At 72.4% G+C, this 21,654-nt stretch carries 20 protein-coding genes; 14 read left to right on the plus strand and 6 right to left on the minus strand.

The annotated features are described in order from the left end of the window. Positions 1-87: 87 nt before the first annotated feature. Positions 88-327 carry a chaplin gene (locus tag ACFY0U_RS03520; protein ID WP_388629517.1) on the minus strand — a complete coding sequence of 80 codons (240 nt, stop codon included), beginning with the start codon at positions 325-327 and terminating at the stop codon, positions 88-90. A gap of 288 nt (positions 328-615) precedes the next feature. On the opposite strand from ACFY0U_RS03520, the gene ACFY0U_RS03525 reads away from it, so the two are divergent. The 9 genes from ACFY0U_RS03525 (at position 616) to ACFY0U_RS03565 (ending at position 11,442) form a co-directional block, all read left to right on the plus strand. Continuing rightward, the gene (locus tag ACFY0U_RS03525; protein ID WP_388629520.1) at positions 616-1,704 is read left to right on the plus strand and encodes a DUF3344 domain-containing protein; all 1,089 of its coding nucleotides are present in this window, start codon (positions 616-618) and stop codon (positions 1,702-1,704) included. A 51-nt stretch (positions 1,705-1,755) separates the two neighbouring features. Then, positions 1,756-2,925, plus strand: coding sequence for a glycosyltransferase (locus ACFY0U_RS03530; RefSeq protein ID WP_388629523.1), 1,170 nt, complete (start codon positions 1,756-1,758; stop codon positions 2,923-2,925). Next, positions 2,922-4,346 carry an exopolysaccharide biosynthesis polyprenyl glycosylphosphotransferase gene (locus ACFY0U_RS03535; protein ID WP_388629526.1) on the plus strand — a complete coding sequence of 475 codons (1,425 nt, stop codon included), beginning with the start codon at positions 2,922-2,924 and terminating at the stop codon, positions 4,344-4,346. Before ACFY0U_RS03530 ends, ACFY0U_RS03535 begins: the two co-directional genes overlap by 4 nt. Positions 4,347-4,348: 2 nt before the next feature. Beyond that, positions 4,349-5,680, plus strand: a complete 1,332-nt coding sequence (locus ACFY0U_RS03540; protein WP_388629529.1) for an O-antigen ligase family protein — start codon at positions 4,349-4,351, stop codon at positions 5,678-5,680. A gap of 407 nt (positions 5,681-6,087) precedes the next feature. Continuing rightward, entirely contained in the window at positions 6,088-7,851 is a 1,764-nt protein-coding gene (gene murJ / locus ACFY0U_RS03545) for a murein biosynthesis integral membrane protein MurJ (RefSeq protein WP_388629532.1), read from the plus strand. Next, positions 7,835-8,557, plus strand: a complete 723-nt coding sequence (locus tag ACFY0U_RS03550; RefSeq protein ID WP_388629535.1) for a polysaccharide deacetylase family protein — start codon at positions 7,835-7,837, stop codon at positions 8,555-8,557. The genes murJ and ACFY0U_RS03550 overlap by 17 nt, the downstream gene beginning before the upstream one ends. 1 nt (position 8,558) lies before the next feature. Beyond that, positions 8,559-9,704, plus strand: a complete 1,146-nt coding sequence (locus tag ACFY0U_RS03555) for a glycosyltransferase (protein WP_388629537.1) — start codon at positions 8,559-8,561, stop codon at positions 9,702-9,704. Continuing rightward, on the plus strand, positions 9,701-10,357 hold the full coding sequence (locus ACFY0U_RS03560; protein ID WP_388629539.1) for a lipopolysaccharide biosynthesis protein: 657 nt from the start codon (positions 9,701-9,703) through the stop codon (positions 10,355-10,357). Before ACFY0U_RS03555 ends, ACFY0U_RS03560 begins: the two co-directional genes overlap by 4 nt. Continuing rightward, positions 10,354-11,442, plus strand: coding sequence for a GNAT family N-acetyltransferase (locus tag ACFY0U_RS03565; protein ID WP_388629542.1), 1,089 nt, complete (start codon positions 10,354-10,356; stop codon positions 11,440-11,442). Before ACFY0U_RS03560 ends, ACFY0U_RS03565 begins: the two co-directional genes overlap by 4 nt. 22 nt (positions 11,443-11,464) lie before the next feature. On the opposite strand, the gene ACFY0U_RS03570 is transcribed toward ACFY0U_RS03565, so the two are convergent. Continuing rightward, the gene (locus tag ACFY0U_RS03570; RefSeq protein WP_388629545.1) at positions 11,465-12,751 is read right to left on the minus strand and encodes a glycoside hydrolase family 26 protein; all 1,287 of its coding nucleotides are present in this window, start codon (positions 12,749-12,751) and stop codon (positions 11,465-11,467) included. 136 nt (positions 12,752-12,887) lie between these two features. Here ACFY0U_RS03570 and ACFY0U_RS03575 point away from each other — a divergent pair, with 136 nt between their 5' ends. Beyond that, a complete protein-coding gene (locus tag ACFY0U_RS03575) occupies positions 12,888-14,165 on the plus strand; it encodes an ATP-grasp domain-containing protein (protein ID WP_388629548.1) in 1,278 nt (425 codons plus the stop codon). Further along, positions 14,165-15,436 carry an NAD(P)-binding domain-containing protein gene (locus ACFY0U_RS03580; protein ID WP_388629550.1) on the plus strand — a complete coding sequence of 424 codons (1,272 nt, stop codon included), beginning with the start codon at positions 14,165-14,167 and terminating at the stop codon, positions 15,434-15,436. The genes ACFY0U_RS03575 and ACFY0U_RS03580 overlap by 1 nt, the downstream gene beginning before the upstream one ends. Before the next feature lie 42 nt (positions 15,437-15,478). On the opposite strand, the gene ACFY0U_RS03585 is transcribed toward ACFY0U_RS03580, so the two are convergent. From ACFY0U_RS03585 to ACFY0U_RS03595, 3 genes are all read right to left on the minus strand, one after another. After that, entirely contained in the window at positions 15,479-16,294 is an 816-nt protein-coding gene (locus ACFY0U_RS03585) for a chaplin (RefSeq protein WP_388629552.1), read from the minus strand. A gap of 131 nt (positions 16,295-16,425) precedes the next feature. Continuing rightward, the gene (locus ACFY0U_RS03590; protein WP_388630438.1) at positions 16,426-16,653 is read right to left on the minus strand and encodes a chaplin; all 228 of its coding nucleotides are present in this window, start codon (positions 16,651-16,653) and stop codon (positions 16,426-16,428) included. Between the two features lie 234 nt (positions 16,654-16,887). Further along, on the minus strand, positions 16,888-17,292 hold the full coding sequence (locus ACFY0U_RS03595) for a rodlin (RefSeq protein ID WP_388629554.1): 405 nt from the start codon (positions 17,290-17,292) through the stop codon (positions 16,888-16,890). Positions 17,293-17,549: 257 nt separating this feature from the next. Between ACFY0U_RS03595 and ACFY0U_RS03600 the strand changes: the two genes are divergently transcribed. The 3 genes from ACFY0U_RS03600 to ACFY0U_RS03610 all read left to right on the plus strand — a co-directional run bounded on the left by ACFY0U_RS03600 (position 17,550) and on the right by ACFY0U_RS03610 (position 19,629). Beyond that, on the plus strand, positions 17,550-17,951 hold the full coding sequence (locus ACFY0U_RS03600; protein WP_388629556.1) for a rodlin: 402 nt from the start codon (positions 17,550-17,552) through the stop codon (positions 17,949-17,951). A gap of 109 nt (positions 17,952-18,060) precedes the next feature. Beyond that, positions 18,061-19,080, plus strand: coding sequence for an LCP family protein (locus ACFY0U_RS03605; RefSeq protein WP_388630441.1), 1,020 nt, complete (start codon positions 18,061-18,063; stop codon positions 19,078-19,080). A 138-nt stretch (positions 19,081-19,218) separates the two neighbouring features. Further along, on the plus strand, positions 19,219-19,629 hold the full coding sequence (locus ACFY0U_RS03610) for a rodlin (protein WP_388629559.1): 411 nt from the start codon (positions 19,219-19,221) through the stop codon (positions 19,627-19,629). 58 nt (positions 19,630-19,687) lie between these two features. Here ACFY0U_RS03610 and ACFY0U_RS03615 read toward each other — a convergent pair whose 3' ends face one another. Next, a complete protein-coding gene (locus ACFY0U_RS03615) occupies positions 19,688-21,607 on the minus strand; it encodes an AMP-dependent synthetase/ligase (protein WP_388629562.1) in 1,920 nt (639 codons plus the stop codon). Between the last annotated feature and the right edge of the window lie 47 nt (positions 21,608-21,654).

The raw sequence follows: 21,654 nt of genomic DNA on the forward strand, positions 1-21,654 counted from the left end.
ACCCCCCATTCGGGGCAACGCGAACCGGCCGCCCTCCTGTGGGGGAACCACGGGAGGGCGGCCGGCAAAGGGCGATGCGCGCGGACGTCAGTCGTTGACGCAGGTGTTGCCGAAGGCGGGGTTCAGCAGACCGATGACGTTCACGGTGTTGCCGCAGACGTTGACCGGAATGTGGATCGGGACCTGGACGACGTTGCCCGACAGCACGCCCGGGGAGTGGGCGGCCGTGCCGTTCGCGCCACTGTCGGCGGCGGCGATGCCGGCACCGCCGGCGACGGCCGCGACGGCGGCAGAGGTAAGGACCAGGCCCTTCGCGATACGCGACATGGAGAGGTGCTCCTTGGGGGTTGACACAAAACACCCGGGCGGGGATGCCCGGCGCTGTGTCAACGCGCGGGGCGCGCGCGGGTTGTGCCGCCAATGGGGTGATCTCGCAGGAGCCCGACTTCACCGTTCCGACACACTTGCCCGGTTTCGACGGATTAATACGGATAGCGGCTAGAGTTGCGGACCTCTTGACGCACCCGTATAGCCAGCAAATCGCCTCATGACGCCCTGGCACCACGACCCGGGCGTGCCACCTCCCGCACCTTTTCCCGGAAGGTCCACCCGGTCATGCGCCATTCCCCGCGCCCGTTGCTGCGCCGCGCGACGGTGGGAGTCCTCGCCCTCGTCACAATTTGGGCCCCCGGTGGCGCCCTCGCGGCCGCCCCGCCCTCCCCGGAGGCCGGACGGCTGCCCTTCGCCGAGCGGTATCGCGCACTCCAGCACGGCGGGATGGTCCGCGCGGCCAACGCCTCCATCAGCTGCCGGGCGGGCACGGCCCAGCCCTCCTGCCTCGCCGTCCGGGACGGCGGACCGGCCGTCAACGGCGACCTCGACATGTTCTACGTCGACGTCGACACCGACCCGAACACCTACAACTCCTCCCGCGCGGAGGTGCGGTTGCCCGAGGGCGCCCGGGCCACGTACGCGCGGCTGTACTGGGGCGGCAATCTCCGCGTCGGCGAGCAGAAGCCGCCCAAGGACAACGGCCGGGTGCTGATCGCCGAGCCCGGCGGCCAGTACAAGGAGGTCCTCGCGGACACCCTGGTCGGCCATCGGGTGGCCCAGGGCGCGGACGCCTTCCAGGCCTCGGCGGACGTCACGAAGCTGGTCCGGGAGAGCGGTTCGGGCCTCTACACCGTCGCCCAGGTCAATGTGGCGATGGGGAGGTCGGCGGCCGGGTCGTGGGGCGGCTGGACGCTGGTGGTGGCGTACGAGAAGGCGGCGGAGCCCCTGCGCCATCTGGCCCTGTGGGACGGCTTCGACACGCTCGGTTCCGCCCAGGAGGTCCGGCTCCGGGAGCTGACCTTCCCGAGGGGCGCCTCCGGACGGGCGGGACTGGTCGCCTACGACGGCGACCGCGGCCGTACGGGTGACTCGCTCACCCTTTCGACCAGCGCGGCGGACCGCAGGGCGCCCACCGTGCTCGCCGATGCCGCCAACCCCCGTACAGATGTGCTGAATTCGACGATCAGCGAGCCCGGATCGACGCCCTCGCGGCGCGTCCCCTCGTATGCGAACACCCTCGGCTACGACTCCGACGTGTTCGATCTCGGCACAGCTCTGCGCCCCGGTGGTGACCAGCTGGCCTTCCGGCTCGTTTCCCAGCGGGACGCGGCGTGGGCCGGCGCACTTTTCGTCGCCGTCGACGCGCAGTGAGGCGCGTTCCCGCCCGTCCCGAGTGCCATCCGTGAGCGAGGAAACCGCGCAATGCACCAGTCAGCAACCGACCCTCGGCCACGGGTCCTTCACCTCACACAGCCCGTGGAGGGCGGGGTCGCCCGGGTCGTGACGGACCTGGTGCGAGCCCAGCTCGCGGCCGGGCTGCAGGTCTCGGTGGCCTGTCCGGACGGCGCCTTCGCCGACGGGCTGCGGGAGCTGGGGGCCGACGTACGGAGGTGGCGGGCGACGCGGTCGCCGGGACCGTCGCTCGTCGGGGAGGTACGACGCCTCGCCCAGGTGATCGAAGAGGTACGGCCCGAACTGGTGCACGCGCACAGCGCGAAGGCCGGTCTGGCCGGGCGGCTCGCGGTGCGGGGACGGGTGCCGACGGTGTTCCAGCCGCACGCCTGGTCGTTCGAGGCGGTCGGCGGAGTCACCGCGGCACTCGCGCTGAAGTGGGAACGGTGGGGGGCGCGTTGGGCCACCCGGGTGGTGTGCGTGAGCGGTGCGGAGCGCACGACCGGCGTACGCGCCGGGATCGCCGGGCGGTGGAGCGTCATCCCCAACGGCATCGACCCCGCCCGCTTCCACCCCGCGGCCGTGGACACCGTACGCGCGTCACTGCTGCCCGACGTCGACCCGCGGGCCCCGCTCGTCGTGTGCGTGGGGCGGCTGTGCCGGCAGAAGGGGCAGGACATCCTGCTCGACGCGTGGGAGGCGGTGCGGGAGCGGGTGCCCAGGGCACGGCTCGTGTTCGTCGGCGACGGACCCGACCGCGCCCGACTCGCCGCGCGCGCACCGGAGTCGGTGCTGTTCGCGGGGGCCGCCGCCGACACCGTCCCCTGGTACCAGGCCGCCGACCTGGTCGTCCTGCCCTCGCGCTGGGAGGGCATGGCGCTCGCCCCGCTGGAGGCCATGGCGTGCGGGCGGCCGGTCGTGATGTCCGACGTGGACGGCGCCCGCGAGAGCCTGCCGCCGGGTCTGGCACCCCGCTGCCTCGTACCGCCGGGGGATCCGGCGCCGCTCTCCGCCACCGTCGCCGAGCTGCTGCTCGACCCCCTGCTGTGCGAGTCGCTCGGCCATCAGGGGCGCCGCCACGTCCTGGCCACGCACGACGTGCGGCACACGACCGAGGCGGTGGCGGGTCTGTACCGCGAACTGCTCGGCACCGCAGTCCATGCCGTGCCTACCGAGTACAGGGAGTCCATCCACTCGTGACCGCCGAAAGTACCGTCCCCTCGCCCGGCGGGCAGCCACGGGCTCACGGATTCTCGTCCGTCTCGGTCATCCCGTCGCGCGGTGTCGCCGGCGGCTTCCGCTTCCCGCACCGCCGTCCGCAGCCCCGGCCCGCCTCGCCGGTGCCGCTGCTCGCCGCGGACCTGGCCGCCGCGCTGCTCGGCGCCCTCGCGCTCACCGGGAGCGCGCACCATCCGCTGCTCGCGGCCCTGCTGGTGTCCGCGTCGATGCTGCTGCGCCCGCGGCTGTCCCGCGCGGTGCCGGGCGTCCTGGACGAACTGCCCGCCGTCTGCGGCCGGATCGCGGTGTCCTGGCTGACGCTCGGCGCGCTGGTCGCCGCGTACGCCCCGCAGCACGCGCTGCCCGCCGACACGCTCGCCCTCGGTTTCCTGCTCCAGTCGGCGGCGGCCTGCGCGGCCCGCGGAGCCGTGCACTGGCGGCGCCGCACGGCCTCGCTGAACCGGCCGCGTGCCGCCCTCGTCATCGGCCCCGCCACGACCGCGCAGCGCGTGGCCGCGGGCATCCTGCGCCACCCGCGCTGCGGAGTACGCCCGGTGGGCGTCGTCACCGATGAGCCGGACGGCAGCGAGGGCCTGCCCGTGCTGACCACCGGCGAGGAGGTCGAGCGGGCGCTCATCCAGAACGGCGTACGGGACGTCCTGGTCGTCCATCCGTCCGCACGGACCCAACAGGGGCCGCTGCTGCGGGCGTTGGCCGAGTCGGGGTGCGTGGTGTGGGAGGTCGACGCGGACTCCCCGTCGTACGCCACCCGCGACCAGCTCGCCGGCTTCGCCTGCCGCCGTCTGGACATGGGCGGCCGGCGACCGGGCAGCTTCGGCAAGCGGGTGCTGGACGTGCTCGTGGCCGGGACCCTGTTGCTGCTGGTCAGCCCGCTGCTGCTGGTGTGCGCGGTGGTGCTGCGGCTGACCGACGGACGCGGTGTGGTGTTCCGCCAGGAGCGCATCGGCAAGGACGGCCGCCCCTTCACGCTGCTGAAGTTCCGCACCCACCGCCCGGTCGACGAGCACGAGTCGGCGACCCGCTGGAGCGTGGCCGACGAACGCCAGATGTCGTGGTTCTGCCGCTTCCTGCGCAGGACGTCCCTGGACGAGCTGCTGCAGCTCTGGAACGTCGTCTGGGGCGACATGAGCCTGGTGGGCCCGAGGCCCGAACGCCCGTACTTCGTCGCGCACTTCAGCCAGACCTACCCCGGATACGCGGCCCGCCACCGCATGCAGACCGGCATCACCGGTCTCGCCCAGATCCACGGCCTGCGCGGCGACACCTCCATCGAGGACCGGGCCCGCTTCGACAACGCCTACATCGACAACTGGTCGCTGTGGCAGGACATCTGCATCCTGGCCCGCACCGCCGCCGCGCTCGTGCGTCCGACGGGGAGTTGAGCATGGACCGCGTGCGGAGATACGCGCCCGTGCTCCCGGTGGTCGCGGTGATCGCCCTGCTCGGGCTGCCGATCGGCCCGGGCGGCGAGGGCGGCGCGGGGCCCGCCGACGCGGTCTCGGCACTGGTGGTGCTGTACTGCGGGATCCTCCTCGTACGGGATCGGCGGCGCCCCCTGTCGCGTACGGCGGCCGTGGTGCTGGGGCTGCCGGTGCTCGGGCTGGCGATCGCCGCCGTGGGAGCCGCGTCACCGGGTGCCGGGATCACCGGCATGGGCCGCTATCTCCAGATCTTCGTCCTCGTCCCGGCCGCGGTGCTGCTGCTGATCCGGGGCCGGGCCGACTTCCGTGTCCTGGCCTGGTCGTTCGTGGGGCTCGCGCTGTGGCAGGGGGCGATCGGGGTGCACCAGTTCCTGACCGGGACCGGTGCCTCCTACCAGGGCCAGGAGATCCGTGCCGTCGGCACCTTCGGGGCGCAGGACGTGATGGGCATGGCGACGGTCGTGTGCTTCGGGCTGGTGTGCGCGGTGGGGCTGGCGCTGGGGCGGACTCCGGTACGGCAGCGGGTGATCGCCGCGGGCTGCGCACTGGCTCTGCTGATCCCCCTCGCGCTGTCCTTCAGCCGCGGTGCGTGGATCGCGACCGCGGTGGCGTGCTCGGTGCAGCTGGTGCTGGCCGGGCTGCGGCGGGCGCTGAAGGTGGGGGCCGTGATGGTGGCCCTGGGCGTGATCCTGGTGGGCGGTTTCGGGGTCGGTTCGGCGATGCTCCAGGAGCGGATCAGCAGCATCACTCAGGTCACCGACGCGCCCGACCAGTCCGTCACCGACCGGTACACCATGTGGGCGGCGGCCGTCGGCATGTGGCGGGAACAGCCACTGACCGGCGTGGGGTTGAAGGGCTTCCCCGAACACCGGGACACGCACGCCTCGCTGGCGCTGTCCGCGGGCAGCGACACCGAGGGCGCGGGCGCGGCCTTCCGCAAGCAGCCGCTGCTCTCCCCGCACAACATGTACCTCCTGATCCTCGCCGAGCAGGGCCTCATCGGCCTCCTCGCCCTCGCGGGCGGCTGGGTGGCCCTGCTGGTGTGCGGGCTGCGGCGGCTGGCACGGGTACGCCGGGCCGGTCCGGGGCTCGACTGCGGCCTGGTCGCCTGCGGCTTCCTGGTCTGGCAGCTCACCGACTTCGCGTACGCCGACATCGGCGGCCCCTCGACCGTACTGACGGCGGTCTGCTTCGGCCTGGCGGCCTGGTGGGCCCTGACCACCAACGCCTCCACGCAGCCCCTACCGACGCCCACCCCGTCCCCCGACCTCGCCGAGGAGGCGGCCACCCGATGACGGTGACGCCCCCCAGGACTCCTGGGGACGCGACAGGCCTCCCGAGCGGAAGAAGCACGGGACCTACCGGGGCATCCGCGCTTTCCCCGGGGACCCCGGGGGGACGGGACGGCGGGCCCGCCGGGCCATCCGTACGGGCCTTGGGATCACTGAGCGCGCGGGCTTCCGGCATTTCACCGGGTGGGCGGGGCGTGCAGCCTGCCGGGCCATCCGCACGGACGCTGGGATCACTGAGCACGGGGGCTTCCGGGGCTTCCTCGGGCGGGCCAAGTGGGCGGAACGTGGGGCCGGCTGAGGCTTTCGGGGGGCCGCTGGAGTCCACCGTTCACGGGAGCGGCGAGGGGCCGTTGGCGTCCGGGGTCTCCGAGGCGCTCCTTGACGGCGGCGAGGCTCCGGCGGGCACCCGCGTGTCCAGTGCCCCGTCAACTCGCCCCCCATCCCGCACGTCGGCCGCTCCCCCCGCCCCCGACGCTTCCCCGCGCTCCCGGGCCCCCCGCCCTTCCCGAACTCCCCGCCCCCCTCGCACCGCGAAACGCGCCCCCGCGCCCGCCCCCGCCCTCCCGTCGGCCCGCCCCGCCGCTCCCCCCGAGGCCGGCCCCGACCTCGCCCCCGTCTCCCGTGGCTTTCTCGCCAAGGCCACCCTCGTCACCGCGGTTCTCTCCGTCGCCGGGGCGGTGCTCGGGCTGGCGCGGGATCAGGCGCTGGCGCGACTCTTCGGGGCCGGGAGCGAGACGGACGCCTTTCTGGTGGCGTGGACGATCCCGGAGTTCGCGTCGACACTGCTCATCGAGGACGGGCTGGCCTTCGCGCTGGTCCCGGCGTTCAGTCTGGCGCTGGCGCGGCGGGCGCACGGCGCTCCCGGGGATCCGGTGCGCTCCCTGGTCGCGTCCACGCTGCCCCGCCTCTCCCTCGCCTTCGTCGCCGTGTCCGCGCTGATCGTCGCCACCGCCCCCCACCTCGTCGAGGCGCTGGCACCGGGCCTGCCCGACCCCGCTCTCGCCGTCGACTGCACCCGGCTCGCCGCGGTCTGTGTGCTGGGCTTCGGGCTCGCCGGGTACTTCAGCGCCGCGCTCCGCGCCCACCGCAGATTCCTCGCACCGGCCGCGATCTACGTGGCGTACAACACCGGCATCATCACGGCGATGTTCGTCCTGGGCGGGCAGTGGGGCGTGCGGTCGGCGGCGATCGGGGTCGCGATCGGCGGCGGCCTGATGGTCCTCGTTCAACTGCCCTCCTTCGTGAGGCAGTTGTTCCGCAGGCAGGCCGCTCAGCCGGAGTCGGGCGCGAACAACGACCGCGCCGTCACCGCCGCCCTCGTCGCGACCGTCCTCCTCTTCGCGCTGTGCCGGCAGTCCCAGACCCTCATCGAGCGCTTCCTCGCCTCCACCCTCGACGCCGGCGCCATCTCGCACCTGAACTACGCGCAGAAGGTCGCCCAGATCCCGATGACCCTGTCGATGATGCTGTGCACGGTCACCTTCCCGGTGGTCGCGCGCGCCCTCGCCGACGGCGACATCGAGCGGGCCCGCAGCCGCGTGGAACGGGACCTGGCGCTGGCCACCTGCATGGTGCTGCTCGGCGCCGCCACCGTGATCGCCTGCGCCCCGCAGATCATCGAACTCCTCTTCCAGCGCGGCGCGTTCACCGCCCGGGACACCGCGGCCACCGCGGACGTCATGCGTGTGTACGCCCTCGGCCTGCTCGGCCAGACCCTCACCGGCGTGCTCGTGCGGTCGTACTTCTCCGCCGCCCGCCCCAGCTGGTACCCGGTCGTCGCGATGGCCGCGGGCATCGTCGTCACCTCCTGGATCGGCGCCTGGACGGTGGGCCCCTGGGGCGTCTGCGGCATCGCCGCCGCCAACGCCGCCGGCATCACCGTGACCGCCGCACTGCTGCTGGCCGGCATGGGTCCCGGAAGCGTCCCGATCCGCAAGCGGGGCGCGCTGCGCGAGCTGAGCAGGCCCCTGCGCGCCGCGGTCGTCGCGACGATCGCCGGGACCTTCGTCGCCGGGCAGGTGCCGTCCGCGCTGCCCGGGCTCGCCGCGGGCGGCGCGACCGTCGCCGCCGTCTTCGTCCTGCTCGCCTGGGCGCTGGACGCCCAGGGCGTCGTACCCGCACTGAGATCCCTACGCTCCGTCACACGAAGGCTCACGCATGGCCGCTGCCGTTGATTCCGCCCCCGTCCCGTGGATCGCGATGTACCACTCGGTCGGCGACTGCTCCGACGACCCGTATCGCGTCACGGTCACACCCGACCGCCTCGACCGCCAGCTGACCTGGCTGCGCCGCCGCGGTCTGCGGGGCGTGTCCGTGGCCGAACTGCTCGCCGCCCCCACCCGCACGGACCTCGTCGGCCTCACCTTCGACGACGGGTACGCCGACTTCCTCGACCACGCCCTGCCCGTACTGCGCGCGCACGAGTTCGGGGCCACCCTCTTCGTCCTCCCGGGCCGGCTCGGCGGCGACAACGCCTGGGACCCGCTCGGCCCGCGCAAGCCGCTGCTCACCGCCGACGGCATCCGCCGGGCTTGCGAGGCGGGCGTGGAGATCGGCTCGCACGGTCTCTCCCACATCGACCTGACCCGGGCCGACGACCTGCGGCTCAAGTCCGAGGTCGTCGAGAGCCGGGCCGCGCTGGAGGAGCTGACCGGCGCTCCCGTGGCCGGCTTCTGCTACCCGTACGGGACGATCGACCAACGCGCCCTCGACGCCGTACGAGAAGCCGGATACGCGTACGCCTGCGCCATCGACCCCGGCCCGCTCACCGGCCCGCACGCCCTTCCGCGGCTGCACATCGGCCAGAACGACACCGCCGTACGCCTCTTCCTCAAACACCGGCTGCACCGGCTGCGCCGCCGTCCCGTCGAGGGGATCTGAGGTGAAGGCCCTCCACGTCATCACCGGCCTCGGGGTCGGGGGCGCCGAGCAGCAACTGCGGCTGCTGGTGCGGCACCTGCCCGTCGACTGCGACGTCGTGACGCTCACCAACCCGGGCGCGGTCGCCGACGGGCTGGTCAGCGACGGGGTGCGCGTCACCCATCTCGGCATGGCCGGCAACCGGGACCTGGCCGCCCTGCCCCGCCTGGTCCGCCACATCCGGGCGGGCGGCTACGACCTCGTGCACACCCACCTGTACCGCGCCTGCGTCTACGGCCGGCTCGCCGCGCGGCTCGCGGGCGTCCGCGCGGTCGTCGCCACCGAACACTCCCTCGGCGACTCGCAGATGGAGGGCCGCCGGCTCACCGCCGGGGTCCGCGGCCTCTACCTGGCCAGCGAGCGCCTGGGCCGCGCGACGGTCGCCGTCTCCCCCACGGTCGCCGCCCGGCTGAAGCGCTGGGGCGTGCCCGCCCCCCGCATCGAGGTCGTCCCCAACGGCATCGACCTGCCCCGCTTCCGCTTCGACGCCCTCCAGCGGCTGCACACCCGCCGCCGCCTCGGTCTGCCCGAGGAGGCGTACGTCATCGGCGGCATCGGCCGGCTCGCGGCGGGCAAACGCTTCGACACCGTCATCCGCGCCCTCGCGCAACTCCCGGGCAACTGCTGGCTGCTGCTGGTCGGCGGCGGCCCGGAGGAGCACCAGCTGCGCCAGGTCGCCCGGACGGCCGGGGTCGGCGACCGGGTCCTGTTCACCGGCGAGCGCCCCTACGTCCCCGACGGCTCCCCCGGCCCCGATCTGCCGTCCCTCACCTCCGCGATGGACCTGCTCGTCTCCCCGTCGCCCGAGGAGGCATTCGGCCTCGCGGTCGTCGAGGCGCTGGCGTCCGGGCTGCCGGTGCTCTACAGCTCCTGCCCGGCGATCGAGGACCTGCCCTCGCAGGCGGCCCCCGGCAGCCGCCAGGTCCTGGGCGGCCCCGACGAGTTCGCCCGCGCCATCGCGGCGGCCCGCACCGAGGGCCCGCGCCCGCGCACCGCCCCGGACGCCGCCCACCACTACTGCATCACCCGCAGCGCCGCACAGCTGATGGATGTCTACGCGGCCGCAGCCTCGTCGCCCACGTCACTCCAGGGAGTCAGTTCCGCATGACCGAGAACCCCACAGGACCGCGCCGCCCCGCCACGGTCCACGCCTGGGCCAGGACGCTCCCGGCCTGGTCCCTGCTCGCGGCCGGTGCCGTCACCGGCGGGCTGCTGGGCGGTGTGTACGGCCTGGCCGGGACGCCGACGTACACGGCGACCAGCTATGTCGTCGCCGTCCCCACCGAGAAGTCGGATCCCGCCTCGGCACTCGGCTTCGCTCAGGCCTACGGCCGGGTCGCGACCCAGCTCGCGGTGCTCGGCGACGCTCAGGTGTGGGCGGGCGTGCCGGTGCGGACGCTGCAGTCGAGTGTGCGGACGGCGACCTCGCCGGACGCCCCGATGGTCGCGATCACGGCGACCTCCGCGCGCCCCGACCTCGCCGCCGACATGGCCAACGCGGTCGCCCGCGCCCTGACCCGGCACGCGGACACCGCCCAGAGCGCCACCAACGTCGAGCTCCAGCAGTTCGCCCGCGCCACCAGGCCCACCGAGCCGTCCTCGGCCCCGCCCGCGGTGACGGGTCTGGTCGGGGCGAGCGCGGGCGGGCTGCTCGGCGGCCTGGTGCTGCTGGTGCGGCCGCGACGGACCGCCGGAGAGCCGGGGCGCCCGGCCTCGGTCCCCGGCCCGGCCGTCGCCGCCGACGCCCACGGCCAGCTGTGACGTACACGACGGAACTCGTCACCGACGACACCGTCTTCGCCGCACTCGCCCCCGACTGGGCGCGTCTGTACGGCCGTTCTTCCACCGCGACCCCGTTCCAGAGCCACGCCTGGCTGCACTCGTGGTGGCTGTCGTACGGCCGTCCCGGGCGGCTGCGTGTCCTGGTGGTGCGCGACGGGGGCGAACTCGTCGCCGCCGCGCCCCTGATGCGCGTACCGCGTCCCGTGCCCTCGCTCGTGCCGCTCGGCGGGGCGATCTCCGACTACGGGGACGTCCTCCTCGACGACGAGCGGGGCGAGGGGCCGGTCGCCGCGCTCACCGAGGGGCTGGCCGCGGCCGCCCGCACCGCACTGGTCGACCTGCGTGAGGTGCGTCCTGGCGGTGCGGCGGAGCGGATCTACGACCACTGGCCCGGGCCGCGGCGCCGGGTCGACGACTCGCTGTGCCTGGAGCTGCCCGCCGTGCCGATGGACGAGCTGGTGGCCCGGCTGCCGTCGGCCAAGGCCCAGCAGCGGGTGCGTGCCAAGCTGCGCAAGCTGACCTCGCTCGGCGTCGAACGGCATGTCGTGGAGCCCGACGAGGTCGACAAGGCGCTGCGGCGGCTGCTGGAGCTGCACCGGCTCCAGTGGCAGGGGCGGAAGGTGACGAGCGAGCATCTGCGGCCCCGCTTCGGCGACCATCTGGTGCGCTCGGTCGCGCCGATGGTGCGTTCCGGGGGCGCGGTCGTCACCGAGTTCCGGCTGGACGACGACGTGGTGGCCGTCGATCTGACCCTGCTGTCGCGGCGGCTCGCGGGCGGTTATCTGTACGGCGCCCATCCGTGTCTGCGTGAGCGCAAGGCGGATGTGGCGGTGATGCTGCTCGACGCGTGCAGCGCGCACGCCCGCGGCACGCTGAGCCTGCTGCGCGGCAACGAGCCGTACAAGCACCACTGGAGGCCCGAGGCGGTGGCCAACCAGCGGCTGCTGCTGGCCCGACGGCGCACCGCCCCGCTGCTGGCGGCGGCGCTGTGCGATGTCGCCGCCCGCAGCCGGGGCAGGGAGCTGGTGCGCGGATGGAGGGAGCGCGGTGGCGGCGGGCCGTGACCGACCCGCCGCCACCCGGTCCTCACCGGCTGCGCGACCACCAGTCGAAGCGCATGCACAGCTTCCCGCCGATCCAGTACTCCACCCACTCGCCCAGGTCCAGCGGCGAGCAGTTGGGCGGGGTCGTCGGAGTGGGGTCGGGCGTCGGGTCCGGGGTCGGGTCGGGCGTGGGCTCGGTGGGTGCCGGGGTCGGTTCGTCGGTGCGTCCGAAGAGCACGGACCGGTAGACGTCCGACGCCTCGGGGTTGTCGTCGCACTGCCAGACGCCGTGCGGACAGTAGTCCGTCAGCGTGTTGTACAGCGGCTTGTGCTCGTCCATCCACGCGAGCATGCGCCGCATGTATTCGGCGTTGTCTCCGTTGCGGAAGAGTCCCCATTCAGGATAGGAAATTGCCTTGCCGTGGGATTTGGCGAAGTCCACGTGTTCCTGAAGCCCGTACGGCTCTTTCACCTGCTGGTCGAATGAGATGCCTTCCGGCTGGTCGTACGAGTCCATGCCGATGATGTCGACGGTGTCGTCACCGGGATAGCACTTCGTCCAGCCGATGGCGTCCTGACCACGGCTCGGCGTGAAATCGAAGCGGAATTTCTGGCCCGGCACCGAACGCATGGTGGTGACGATCCTGTTCCAGTACTTCTTCCAGGCCTCCGGGTCCGGCCCGCAGCGATGGGTGTACGTGATGCCGTTCATCTCCCAGCCGAGCACGATGACCGTGTCCGGCACCTTCAGCTCGACCAGCCGTTCGGCGAGGCGGCGGAAGTGGTGATCGAAGTCGCCGCGCGCGCCCTGCTGGAGCAGCCGCCGGACCTGGTAGTCGGGGACCCGGCCCTCGTTGCGCTCCTGCATGGGGACGTTGAGGACGAACATCCGGTCGTCGCGCTCGTTGCGCCAGTCGGCCCAGGACTCGAGGAAGGTGGGGGCGCCCTCGATGTTGCTCCAGCGGTCGCCGGGCAGATAGGTGTGGCCGACGCGCAGATCGGCGCCGCCCAGCCAGCGGCTGAGCTCGGAGATGCGGTGCACTCCGCGCGGACCGTAGTCGAGGTAGGCGCCGAAGGCGGGGAGCTCCGGGACGGGCTTCGGCTCGGGCACGATCACCGGGTCGGCGGAGGGGGTGGCCGCCGGCGGCTGAGCGGACGCGGACGGCACGGCCGGGACCGCGGGCACCGCCGGCGTGGGAGCGGGAGGATCACCGGCCCGTACCACCCCCGCTGCGAATCCGGGCCCCGAGGCCAGGGCGGCGGACGCGGCGACGGTCGCCGCGATGAACGCCAGCCGTCTGGTCCGGGCCCGTCGCTGCTGTGAGTCCATGCCTGCTCCTTTCTCACTCTCGCGCTAATCCGATAACTGACACTCAGTCATGTGAAGAGGAACTCCGCCACCGTGCTTGCGACTTTCGAGTGGCCCTGTCGCCCGCACGGGTGAAATGACCGAAGGAATTGATTCCGTGTCGCTGTTCGACACCCGCGTCCCCGCCGTTCTGCTGCGGATCGACCGAAATCCCTTTCACCACGGCACGCTGGGCGCCGTGCGCTCGCTCGGCAGGGCCGGAGTGGAGGTGCATGTGATCGCGGATACTGCCGGAAGTCCGGTGGCCCGGTCGCGTTTTGTACGTCGGATCCACCCCCCGCCGCCACCGCAGGCGTCCGCCTCCGACATCGCCGTCGCCCTGCGCCGCATCGCCGCCCGTGTCGCGCGCCCGGCGGTGCTGATCCCGATGGACGACGCGAGCGCGGTCGCCGTGGACCGGCTGCGCGAGGAGCTGGCGCCCGCCTATCTGCTGCCCGCGGCGGCGGGCCCGCTGGCCGAGCGCGTCGCCGACAAGGCGGAACTGGCCGCCCTGTGCGCCGCCGTGGACGTACCGCATCCGCTCACGCTGATCCCGCAGAGCGCGGCCGAGGCCGCGGGCGCCGCCTGGCGGCTGGGCCTTCCGGTGATCGCCAAGTGGAGCCGGCCCTGGCTGTTGCCGACGGAGAGCGGGCTGCGCAGCACGGTGGTCGTGCGGTCCCCGCAGGAGGCGCGGGAGCTGTATCTGCGCTCGGCGGAGGCGGGCAGCCGGCTGCTGCTCCAGGCGTGTCTGCCGCCCGGCACCGACCGCGACTGGTTCTTCCACGGGTACGTCGACCGCTCCGGCGCCGTGCGCGGCGGAGGCGTCGGCGTCAAGCTGCGGGCCTGGCCGCGCGGGGCGGGCCTGACGGCGGTGGGCCGCTGGACACCGGACCCGCGGGTGCAGTCGCTGGCCGAGCGGATCACCGGCGAGCTGGGCTACCGCGGCATCCTCGACCTCGACTTCCGCTGCGACGACGAGGGCCGCCCCCATCTCCTCGACTTCAATCCGCGCCCCGGCGCCCAGTTCCGGCTCTTCAGCGACACCGCGGACCTGGACGTCGTACGCGCTCTGCACCTGGACCTGACGCACCGTCCGCTGCCGGACGGGGCGCCGCGGTCCGGGCGGGCGTTCGTGGTGGAGAACTACGCCCCGCTGACCGCGCTGCGCCCGCGGCGCGCCGGGCGGGAGCTGGCCTGGGGTGCCCGGGACGACCGGGCGCCCGGCTGGGCGATGTGGTGGCTGTGGGGCCGGCATGTGTCCCGCCGTCTGCTGGAGCGCTTGCGCAGGCTGTGCGCCCCGGCCGGCGACCGGGCCCGCGTGCGCCTGGTGCGCCAGGCGACCGCCTCTCCGCTGACGACCGAACTGACCGACGACGAGAAGGCGAGCAGCCGCTGATGTACGACCTGCTGGTGGTGGGCGCGGGCCCGTACGGCCTGTCCATCGCGTCCCACGCCGCGGCCGCCGGACTGAACGTGCGTGTCTTCGGCCGGCCCATGGCGTCCTGGCGCGATCACATGCCGCCCGGGATGTTCCTCAAGTCGGAACCGCGGGCCTCCAACCTCTCCGACCCGGAGCGCCGCTGGCGCCTCGACGTCTACTGCGAGGGGCAGGGCGTGACGGCCCGTCACGGGGAGCCGATCCCGGTGGAGATGTTCGCCGAGTACGGCCTGTGGTTCGCCCGCAACGCCGTGCCCAAGGTCGACGAGCGCACGGTGAGCCGGCTGGTGGCCCTGCGCCCCGGCGGTTTCGAGACGGTCACCGAGGACGGCGAGGTGCTGCCCTCCCGCACGGTCGCGCTGGCCGTGGGGGTGATGCCGTTCGTGGAGATCCCCTCGGTCTTCGACGGCCTCTCCCCCTCCCTCGTCTCGCACAGCAGCCACCACGGCGACCTCGACCGCTTCCGCGGCAAGGACGTCACGGTGATCGGCGGCGGCCAGGCGGCCCTGGAGACGGCGGCGCTCCTCGCGGAACAGGGCACCCGGGTCCGGGTCCTGGCGCGCGCCGGCGAGCTGTGCTGGAACGATGTGCCGCCGCCGTGGCAGCGCCCCTGGTGGCAGTCGGTGCGCTCCCCGCACAGCGGCCTGGGCTGCGGCTGGCGCAACTGGTTCTACGCCGAGCGCGCCGGTCTCTTCCGCCGGCTCCCGGAGCCGACGCGGACCCGGATCGCGGCGACGGCGCTCGGTCCGGCGGGCGCCTGGTGGGTGCGGGACCGGGTGGAGCCGGCCGTGGAGGTGCTTCTCGCCCACGAGGTGGCGGCGGCGCGGGCGGTGCCGGGAGGGGTGCGGCTCGAGGTGCTGGACCGGGCGGACGGCGCGGGGGTGCTGCGCACCCTGGAGACCGAACACGTCGTCGCGGCCACGGGATTCAGGGCGACCGGCGACCGGCTCGGCCTGCTCTCCGACGGCCTGCGCTCGGCCCTGGCCACGGGCGCGGACGGCGCCCCGGAGGCCGGGCGGGACTTCGAGTCCCCGTCGCATCCCGGCCTGTTCCTGGCGGGCCTGGTGACGGCCTCCGCCTTCGGCCCGGCGATGCGTTTCGTGCACGGCGCGACCTACACGGCGAGTGCGCTGGTACGAGGGGTGCGGCGCCGTCTGCGCACCGGTCCGCGCGAGGGGATCGTGCCGGCGCCGGCGCGGCACGGGACACCGGAGCGGGTACGCCGCTGAACGGGGCGCGGGTGCCGGACTGGAGGTCCGGCACCCGGCGCACTACCGGTGGGCGCCGGCGGCGCTGCGGCCCCGGCGGTACAGCACGGCCCCGGCCGCGATCATCGCGGCGCTGACACCGGCGGCGGCCAGCATGGCCTCGCTGCCGGTGTCGGGGAGGGTGGGCGGCGGGCCGCCCGGGCCGGGAGGCGTCTCCTGGTCGGTCGGCTTCGTCTCGCTCGGCGTGGGCGTCTCGTGATCGCTCGGCGTCGGCGTCGGAGTGGGCGTCTCGTGCTCACTGGGCGTCGGCGTCGGAGTGGGCGTCTCGTGATCGCTCGGCGTCGGAGTGGGCGTGGGCGTCTCGTGATCGCTGGGCGTCGGTGTCGGGGTGTCCCCGTAGCCCGGGGTGTCCCCGTAGCCGCCGGAGTCACAGTCGTTGCCGAAGGCGGGGTTGAGTCCGCTGACGGCGTCCGCCGTGTTCCCGCACGCGTTCACCGGTACCTCGACCGGCGCCTGCGCGTTGTTGCCGGACAGCACACCGGGCGAGCCCTCGGTGCGGCCCTGCGTCGCGTGCCCGGAGGGGCCGTGGCCGCCCCCGCCGTAGCCGGAGTCGTCGCCGTGGTCGTCGCCGTACGAGGCACCGCTCTTGTGCGGACCCGAGTCGTTGGCACAGGAGTTGCCGAACGCCGGATTCAACAGGGCGATGACATCGACGGAGTTGCCACAGGCGTTGACCGGCGCTTCGACCGGGACCTGGACGTTGTTGCCGGACAGGACGCCGGGCGAGCCCTTGGTGGTGCCGTCCGCATCCGAGTCGGCGAGGGCGGGGCTGCTGCCGCACAGGGACAGGATGCTCGTCGCGGCGGCGGCCGCGACCATTCCCCTACTCAGGGTCTGTCGCAATCTCGTTGTCCTCCTGCTTGAAGAAGTGGGAAAAGCCGGCCTTGGAAGGCAACAGAAGCTGTCCAAGGCCGGCTCAGATAGCCGAAGTGGCTGGTGGCGTTACGGCGTCACTTGTTGATGCAGGTGTTGCCGAACGCCGGGTTCAGCAGGGCGATGACGTTGACGGTGTTGCCGCACACGTTGATCGGGATGTGGATGGGGACCTGGACCACGTTGCCGGAGAGGACGCCCGGCGAGTGGACAGCGACACCCTCGGCACCGGCGTCCGCGAAAGCGGGGGCGGCCATACCCAGGGCCATGATCGCGCCCGCGACGACAGCAGCGGTCTTCTTCATGAGCTTTCCCTTCTCTGCGGTCATGCCCCTATGACGTGACCTGCAGGCTGTAAACGAGGGATAGACAGACGAAGAAACTAAGGAACGTGCGTCGCCTGGTAATTCACTCTAACGCCTTCACAGAATTGACACACGGCATCCGAACGAGGAGAAACGCTTCGCCTGAGTGGCGCAAAACGCTCGGACAGCCCGCATGCATTCGCGGACCGCCCGAGCGGATTCACCAGCGCTGGATCAGCGGTTGCCCGTTCCGTTGCCGGCGAGGGCGGAGATGTCGTTGAGAATGTGCGACAGCGGCTCGTCACCCTTGGCCTGGGTGGAGTTCTCGGCGCACTGCTGGTTCTGCGGGGCCGACAGGATCGGGACATCCTGGGCCACGCCGACGGCGGCGATGAGACCGAGGATTCCCTGAGCGTTCAGCTTCGCGGGCAGGCCGACACAGAGCTTGTTGGCCGTGCTCTGCACCAGGGTCGCCTGCGGGCTCAGGTCGCCCTTGGTGATCGAGTTGCCGAACGCCGAGTGGGCGCCGTTGCCGCTGGCGGACTTGGTGCCGTCGTCGTTCCCGATGGCCATGGCCGGCGACGCCGCACCTACGACGGAAGCGGCGACCGCCGCGGCGGCCATTGCCTTCTTCAGCATTTCTGTTCCTTTCCTGGGTGCATCACCAAGACACACGCTCCTGCTTTCGCATCAACCAGCTCCGCGGGGTTTGGTTTCGACGCTTCACCCGATCGGGCCGGTAACTCCCATGGAATTAACGGAATCAGCGGACTTACATATGCACGGCGGCCACTCTTTCCGCTGCGCCAACAGAGTGAATGGGAGCAACCAAGCGGATCCCGGGCAGTTGACCAGAACGCTCCGGTGGACGGGGTTTCTCCAGAAGGGACTAGCAAGTGATCAAGAAGGTTCTGGCTTCCGCCGCGGTCGCCGCCTCCATCGTGGGTGCCGCCTCCCCCGCCATGGCGATCGGCAACGACGACGGCACCAAGTCCGCCAGCGGCAACGGTGCGCACCAGTCGTTCGGCAACTCGGCCACCTACGGCAAGATGAGCCCGCAGATGGCGCTCATCCAGGGCTCTCTCAACAAGCCCTGCATCGGCCTCCCGGCGAAGGCGAACCTGCAGGGGCTCCTCGGCGTCGGCGCTGTCGGTCTCGTCCAGGACGTGCCGATCCTGTCGGCCCCGCAGAACCAGCAGTGTGTCGAGAACTCCACCCAGGCCAAGGGCGACGAGCCGCTGTCGCACATCCTGGACGACATCTCGGTCCTGGCGGGCAACGGCACGGGCAACCGCTGAGCCACCCTCGGGGACTGACGTTCCTGATCCTTGGGGCTGCAATCTGAGCCTCCGTCAGCGGGCCGCCGGTTTCTCGGCGGCCCGCTGTTTTAGCGTTCGGCGCGTGACGATGAAGAGAACCCTTTCTTCCCTCGCGATCCCCGGACTCGTCCTCGCGACGACCGCGACCCTCCTCGGCGGTTCCGCGCTCCCCGAACGGCAGGCGCCCAAGGCCCTGAACATCCTGCTCATGGGCACGGACGGACGGGACACCATCACCGCCGTCGAGAAGCGCAAGTTCCACGCCGGCGGCATCGCCTGCAACTGCACCGACGTCCTGATGCTCATCCATGTCTCCGCGCGCCGGGACCGCGTCAGCGTGGTGAGCATGCCGCGGGACTCCTACGCGGACATCCCTCCGTACCGCGACGAGCCGAGCGGCGAGGAACGCCCGCCGCACCCTTCGAAGATCAACGGCGCCTACAACGAAGGCGGCCCCTCGCTCGCCATCGGCACGGTCGAGTCGATGAGCGGAGTGCGGATCGACCGGTATGTCCAGGTGGACTTCCGGCGTTTCATCGACGCCGTGAACGACGTCGGCGGCGTCGAGGTGTGCACCTCGCGGACCCTGAAGGACTCGGCCACCAAGCTGAACCTCAAGCCCGGCAAGCACCGGCTGAAGGGCGGTCCGTCGCTCCAGTACGTCCGCTCCCGGCACGTCGACACCAGCGCCGACCTCGGGCGGATCCAGCGCCAGCACCGGTTCCTGGTGAACGCGCTGCGCGGGCTCCAGAAGGAGAAGGCACTCACCGATCCGGTGGGCATGGCGCGCGTGGTGGACACGCTGCTCGGCAAGGGGCAGGTCGAGCAGGGCTTCGACGCCAAGGAGCTGGTACAGCTGGCGGCGGCGCTGCAGAAGGTGCCGGCCAAGGCCATCGAGTTCACGACGGTGCCGATCGCCGGCTTCAACGAGACCCGGCCGGACATCGGTTCGACGCTGGCCTGGGACATGAAGCGAGCGGACGCGATGTTCGCCAAACTGCGCGCGGACCGGCCGCTGCTCAAGGCCGACGCGAACCCCAAGCCGAAGGACCCGCCGGGCCTGAAGGGGTACGGCCCGGTGCGCGGCAGCTCGCTGACCTGCAAATGAGCTCGTACGACCGGGGCGCCCGCACAGTTCGTGAGTGCGCTGGGCCAATCGGGGCAAAGAACGCAACCCCGGCCGGGGTGCGACCGTTGTCGATCATGCAGCTCCCCACCGGAGTCCGCATTTCGAAAGGGAATGAACATGAAGAAGCTGTGGGCTACCGCGGCTATCGCCGCCTCCGTCGCCGGTGTCTCGGCTGCGGCCGCCCCCCAGGCTCTTGCCATCGGTGACGGCGACGGCACCCACTCCGCCAGCGGCAACCACGCCTCGCAGGAGTTCGGCAACTCGGCCACGTTCGGCGACATGAGCCCGCAGCTCTCGCTGGTCCAGGGCTCGCTGAACAAGCCCTGCATCGGCCTGCCGGCGAAGCTCAACGCCCAGGGGCTCGCCGGTCTCATCGCCGTCGGTGCCATCCAGGACGTGCCGATCCTGTCGGCCCCGCAGAACCAGCAGTGTGTCGAGAACTCCACCCAGGCCAAGGGCGACGAGCCGCTGTCGCACATCCTGGACGACATCTCGGCCCTCTCCGGCAACGGCACGGGCAACCGCTGATCCTCGGATTCCCGCCACGGCGGGTCACCGGTTCCCCGGTGGCCCGCCGTTCGGCGTCTCATCCGCGGTAGAGCGCCTCGATGTCCTGCGCGTACGCCGACAGCACCGTGTGCCGTTTGACCTTCAGGGACGGCGTGAGCATGCCGTTGTCCTCGGTGAACTCGCCCTCGACGAGGGTGAAGGCGCGGATCGACTCGGCGCGGGAGACGGCCTCGTTGGCGTAGTCCACGGCCTTCTGGACGTCGGCGCGCAGCCTCGGGTCCCGGACGAGCTCGGACAGCGGGGTGTCGGCCGGCATCCTGCGGACCGCCAGCCAGTGGGCGATCGCCTCGGGTTCGAGGGTGATGAGGGCGGCGACGAAGGGACGGTTGTCGCCGACCACGACGCACTGGCCGACCGGTGGGCGGCTGCGCAGCCGGTCCTCCAGGACGGCCGGGGAGACGTTCTTGCCGCCCGAGGTGACGATGATGTCCTTCTTGCGGCCGGTGATGGTGAGATAGCCGTCCTCGTCCAGGGAGCCGAGGTCGCCGGTGGCGAACCAGTCGTCGGTGAGGACGGCGTCGGTGGCGGCCGGGTTGTTCCAGTAGGCGCCGAAGACGATGCCGCCCTTGATGAGGACCTCCCCGTCGTCGGCGATGCGGACGGCGGTGCCGGGGACCGGTGGGCCGACCGTGCCGGGGCGGGGTTTCAGGGGCGGGACGATGGTGGCGGCGGCCGTGGTCTCGGTCAGGCCGTAGCCCTCGTAGACGATGATCCCGGCCGCGTAGAAGAACAGGTTGAGGTTGCGGTCGAGCGGGGAGCCGCCGCTGATGGCGTAGCGCATCCGGCCGCCGAGCTCCTTGCGGACCCGGCGGTAGACCAGCAGGTCGTACAGGGCCCAGGCGGCGCACAGGCCGAGGCCCGGGCCCTTGCCGCGGTCGAGAAACTTGTCCAGGTACTGCTCGCCGAAGCGGACGGCGATGCGGTCGGCGCGGTCGAAGGAGGCGCCGCGGCCGAGCTTCTCGGCGGTGGCCCGGCCGGTGTCGTGGATCTTCTCGAAGAGGTACGGGACGCCGACGAGGAAGGTCGGGCGGAACTCCTTGAGCGCCGGGCGGAGTTCGTCGGGCTTGATGCTCGGGCAGTGGCCGATCTCGATGCGGGCCATCAAACAGGCGATCTGGAGGGTGCGGCCGAGGATGTGGGCGAGCGGGAGGAAGAGGAGGGTGGAGGCGACCTGGCGGGTGACCTCCTTGAAGATCGGGTGGAGCAGCTCGACGGTGTTGGCAGCCTCGGCGTGGAGGTTGGCGTGGGTGAGGACGCAGCCCTTGGGCTGTCCGGTGGTGCCGGAGGTGTAGCAGATCGTCGCGACGGTGTCGGGGGTCAGGCTCGTGCGGCGCTTGGTGACCTCCTCGTCGGGGAGGTCGGCGCCGAGGTTCCTGAGTTCGGTGAGCGCTTCCGCGTCCAACTGCCATATGCGGGGCGGGGCTTGGTGTGATGAGGTGCCCGCCGTCACCGTGTCGGCGTTCTCCGCGGTCTCGGTGACGACGAAGCGGGCGCCGGAGTCGCGGACGATCCACTCCACCTGTTCCGCGGAGGAGGTGGCGTAGATCGGGACGGTCTGGCCGCCCGCCGCCCAGATCGCGAAGTCCAGGACGGTCCACTCGTAGCGGGTGCGGGACATCACCGCGACGCGGCCGCCCGGTTCGAGGCCCGCCGCGATCAACCCCTTGGCCACGGTGGTGACTTCGTCGGCGAAGGCGGTGGCCGTGACGGGGTGCCAGGTGTCCCCTTGTTCGCGGCGCAGGACCACCGCGTCGGGGGCCTCGGCCGCGTTGGTGAAGGGCAGGTCGGCGGTGCTGCCGGTCGGCGGCCGGGGGGCGAGGGGTGCGGTGCGGGCCTCTCGCACCACGCCCTTCGCGTCCCTGGTGATCTCGACCTCGGTACGGCTTGCCAGGTCGGTGCGCTGCTTCGCCCGCTTCAGGTCCTTGCGTACGCCCATGACGGCCCCCAGTCGGCTCTGACTGGGGGGTCAACTTACTCGTGCGT

It is taken from the genome of Streptomyces sp. NPDC001536 (assembly GCF_042894505.1).
GTDB lineage: Bacteria > Actinomycetota > Actinomycetes > Streptomycetales > Streptomycetaceae > Streptomyces.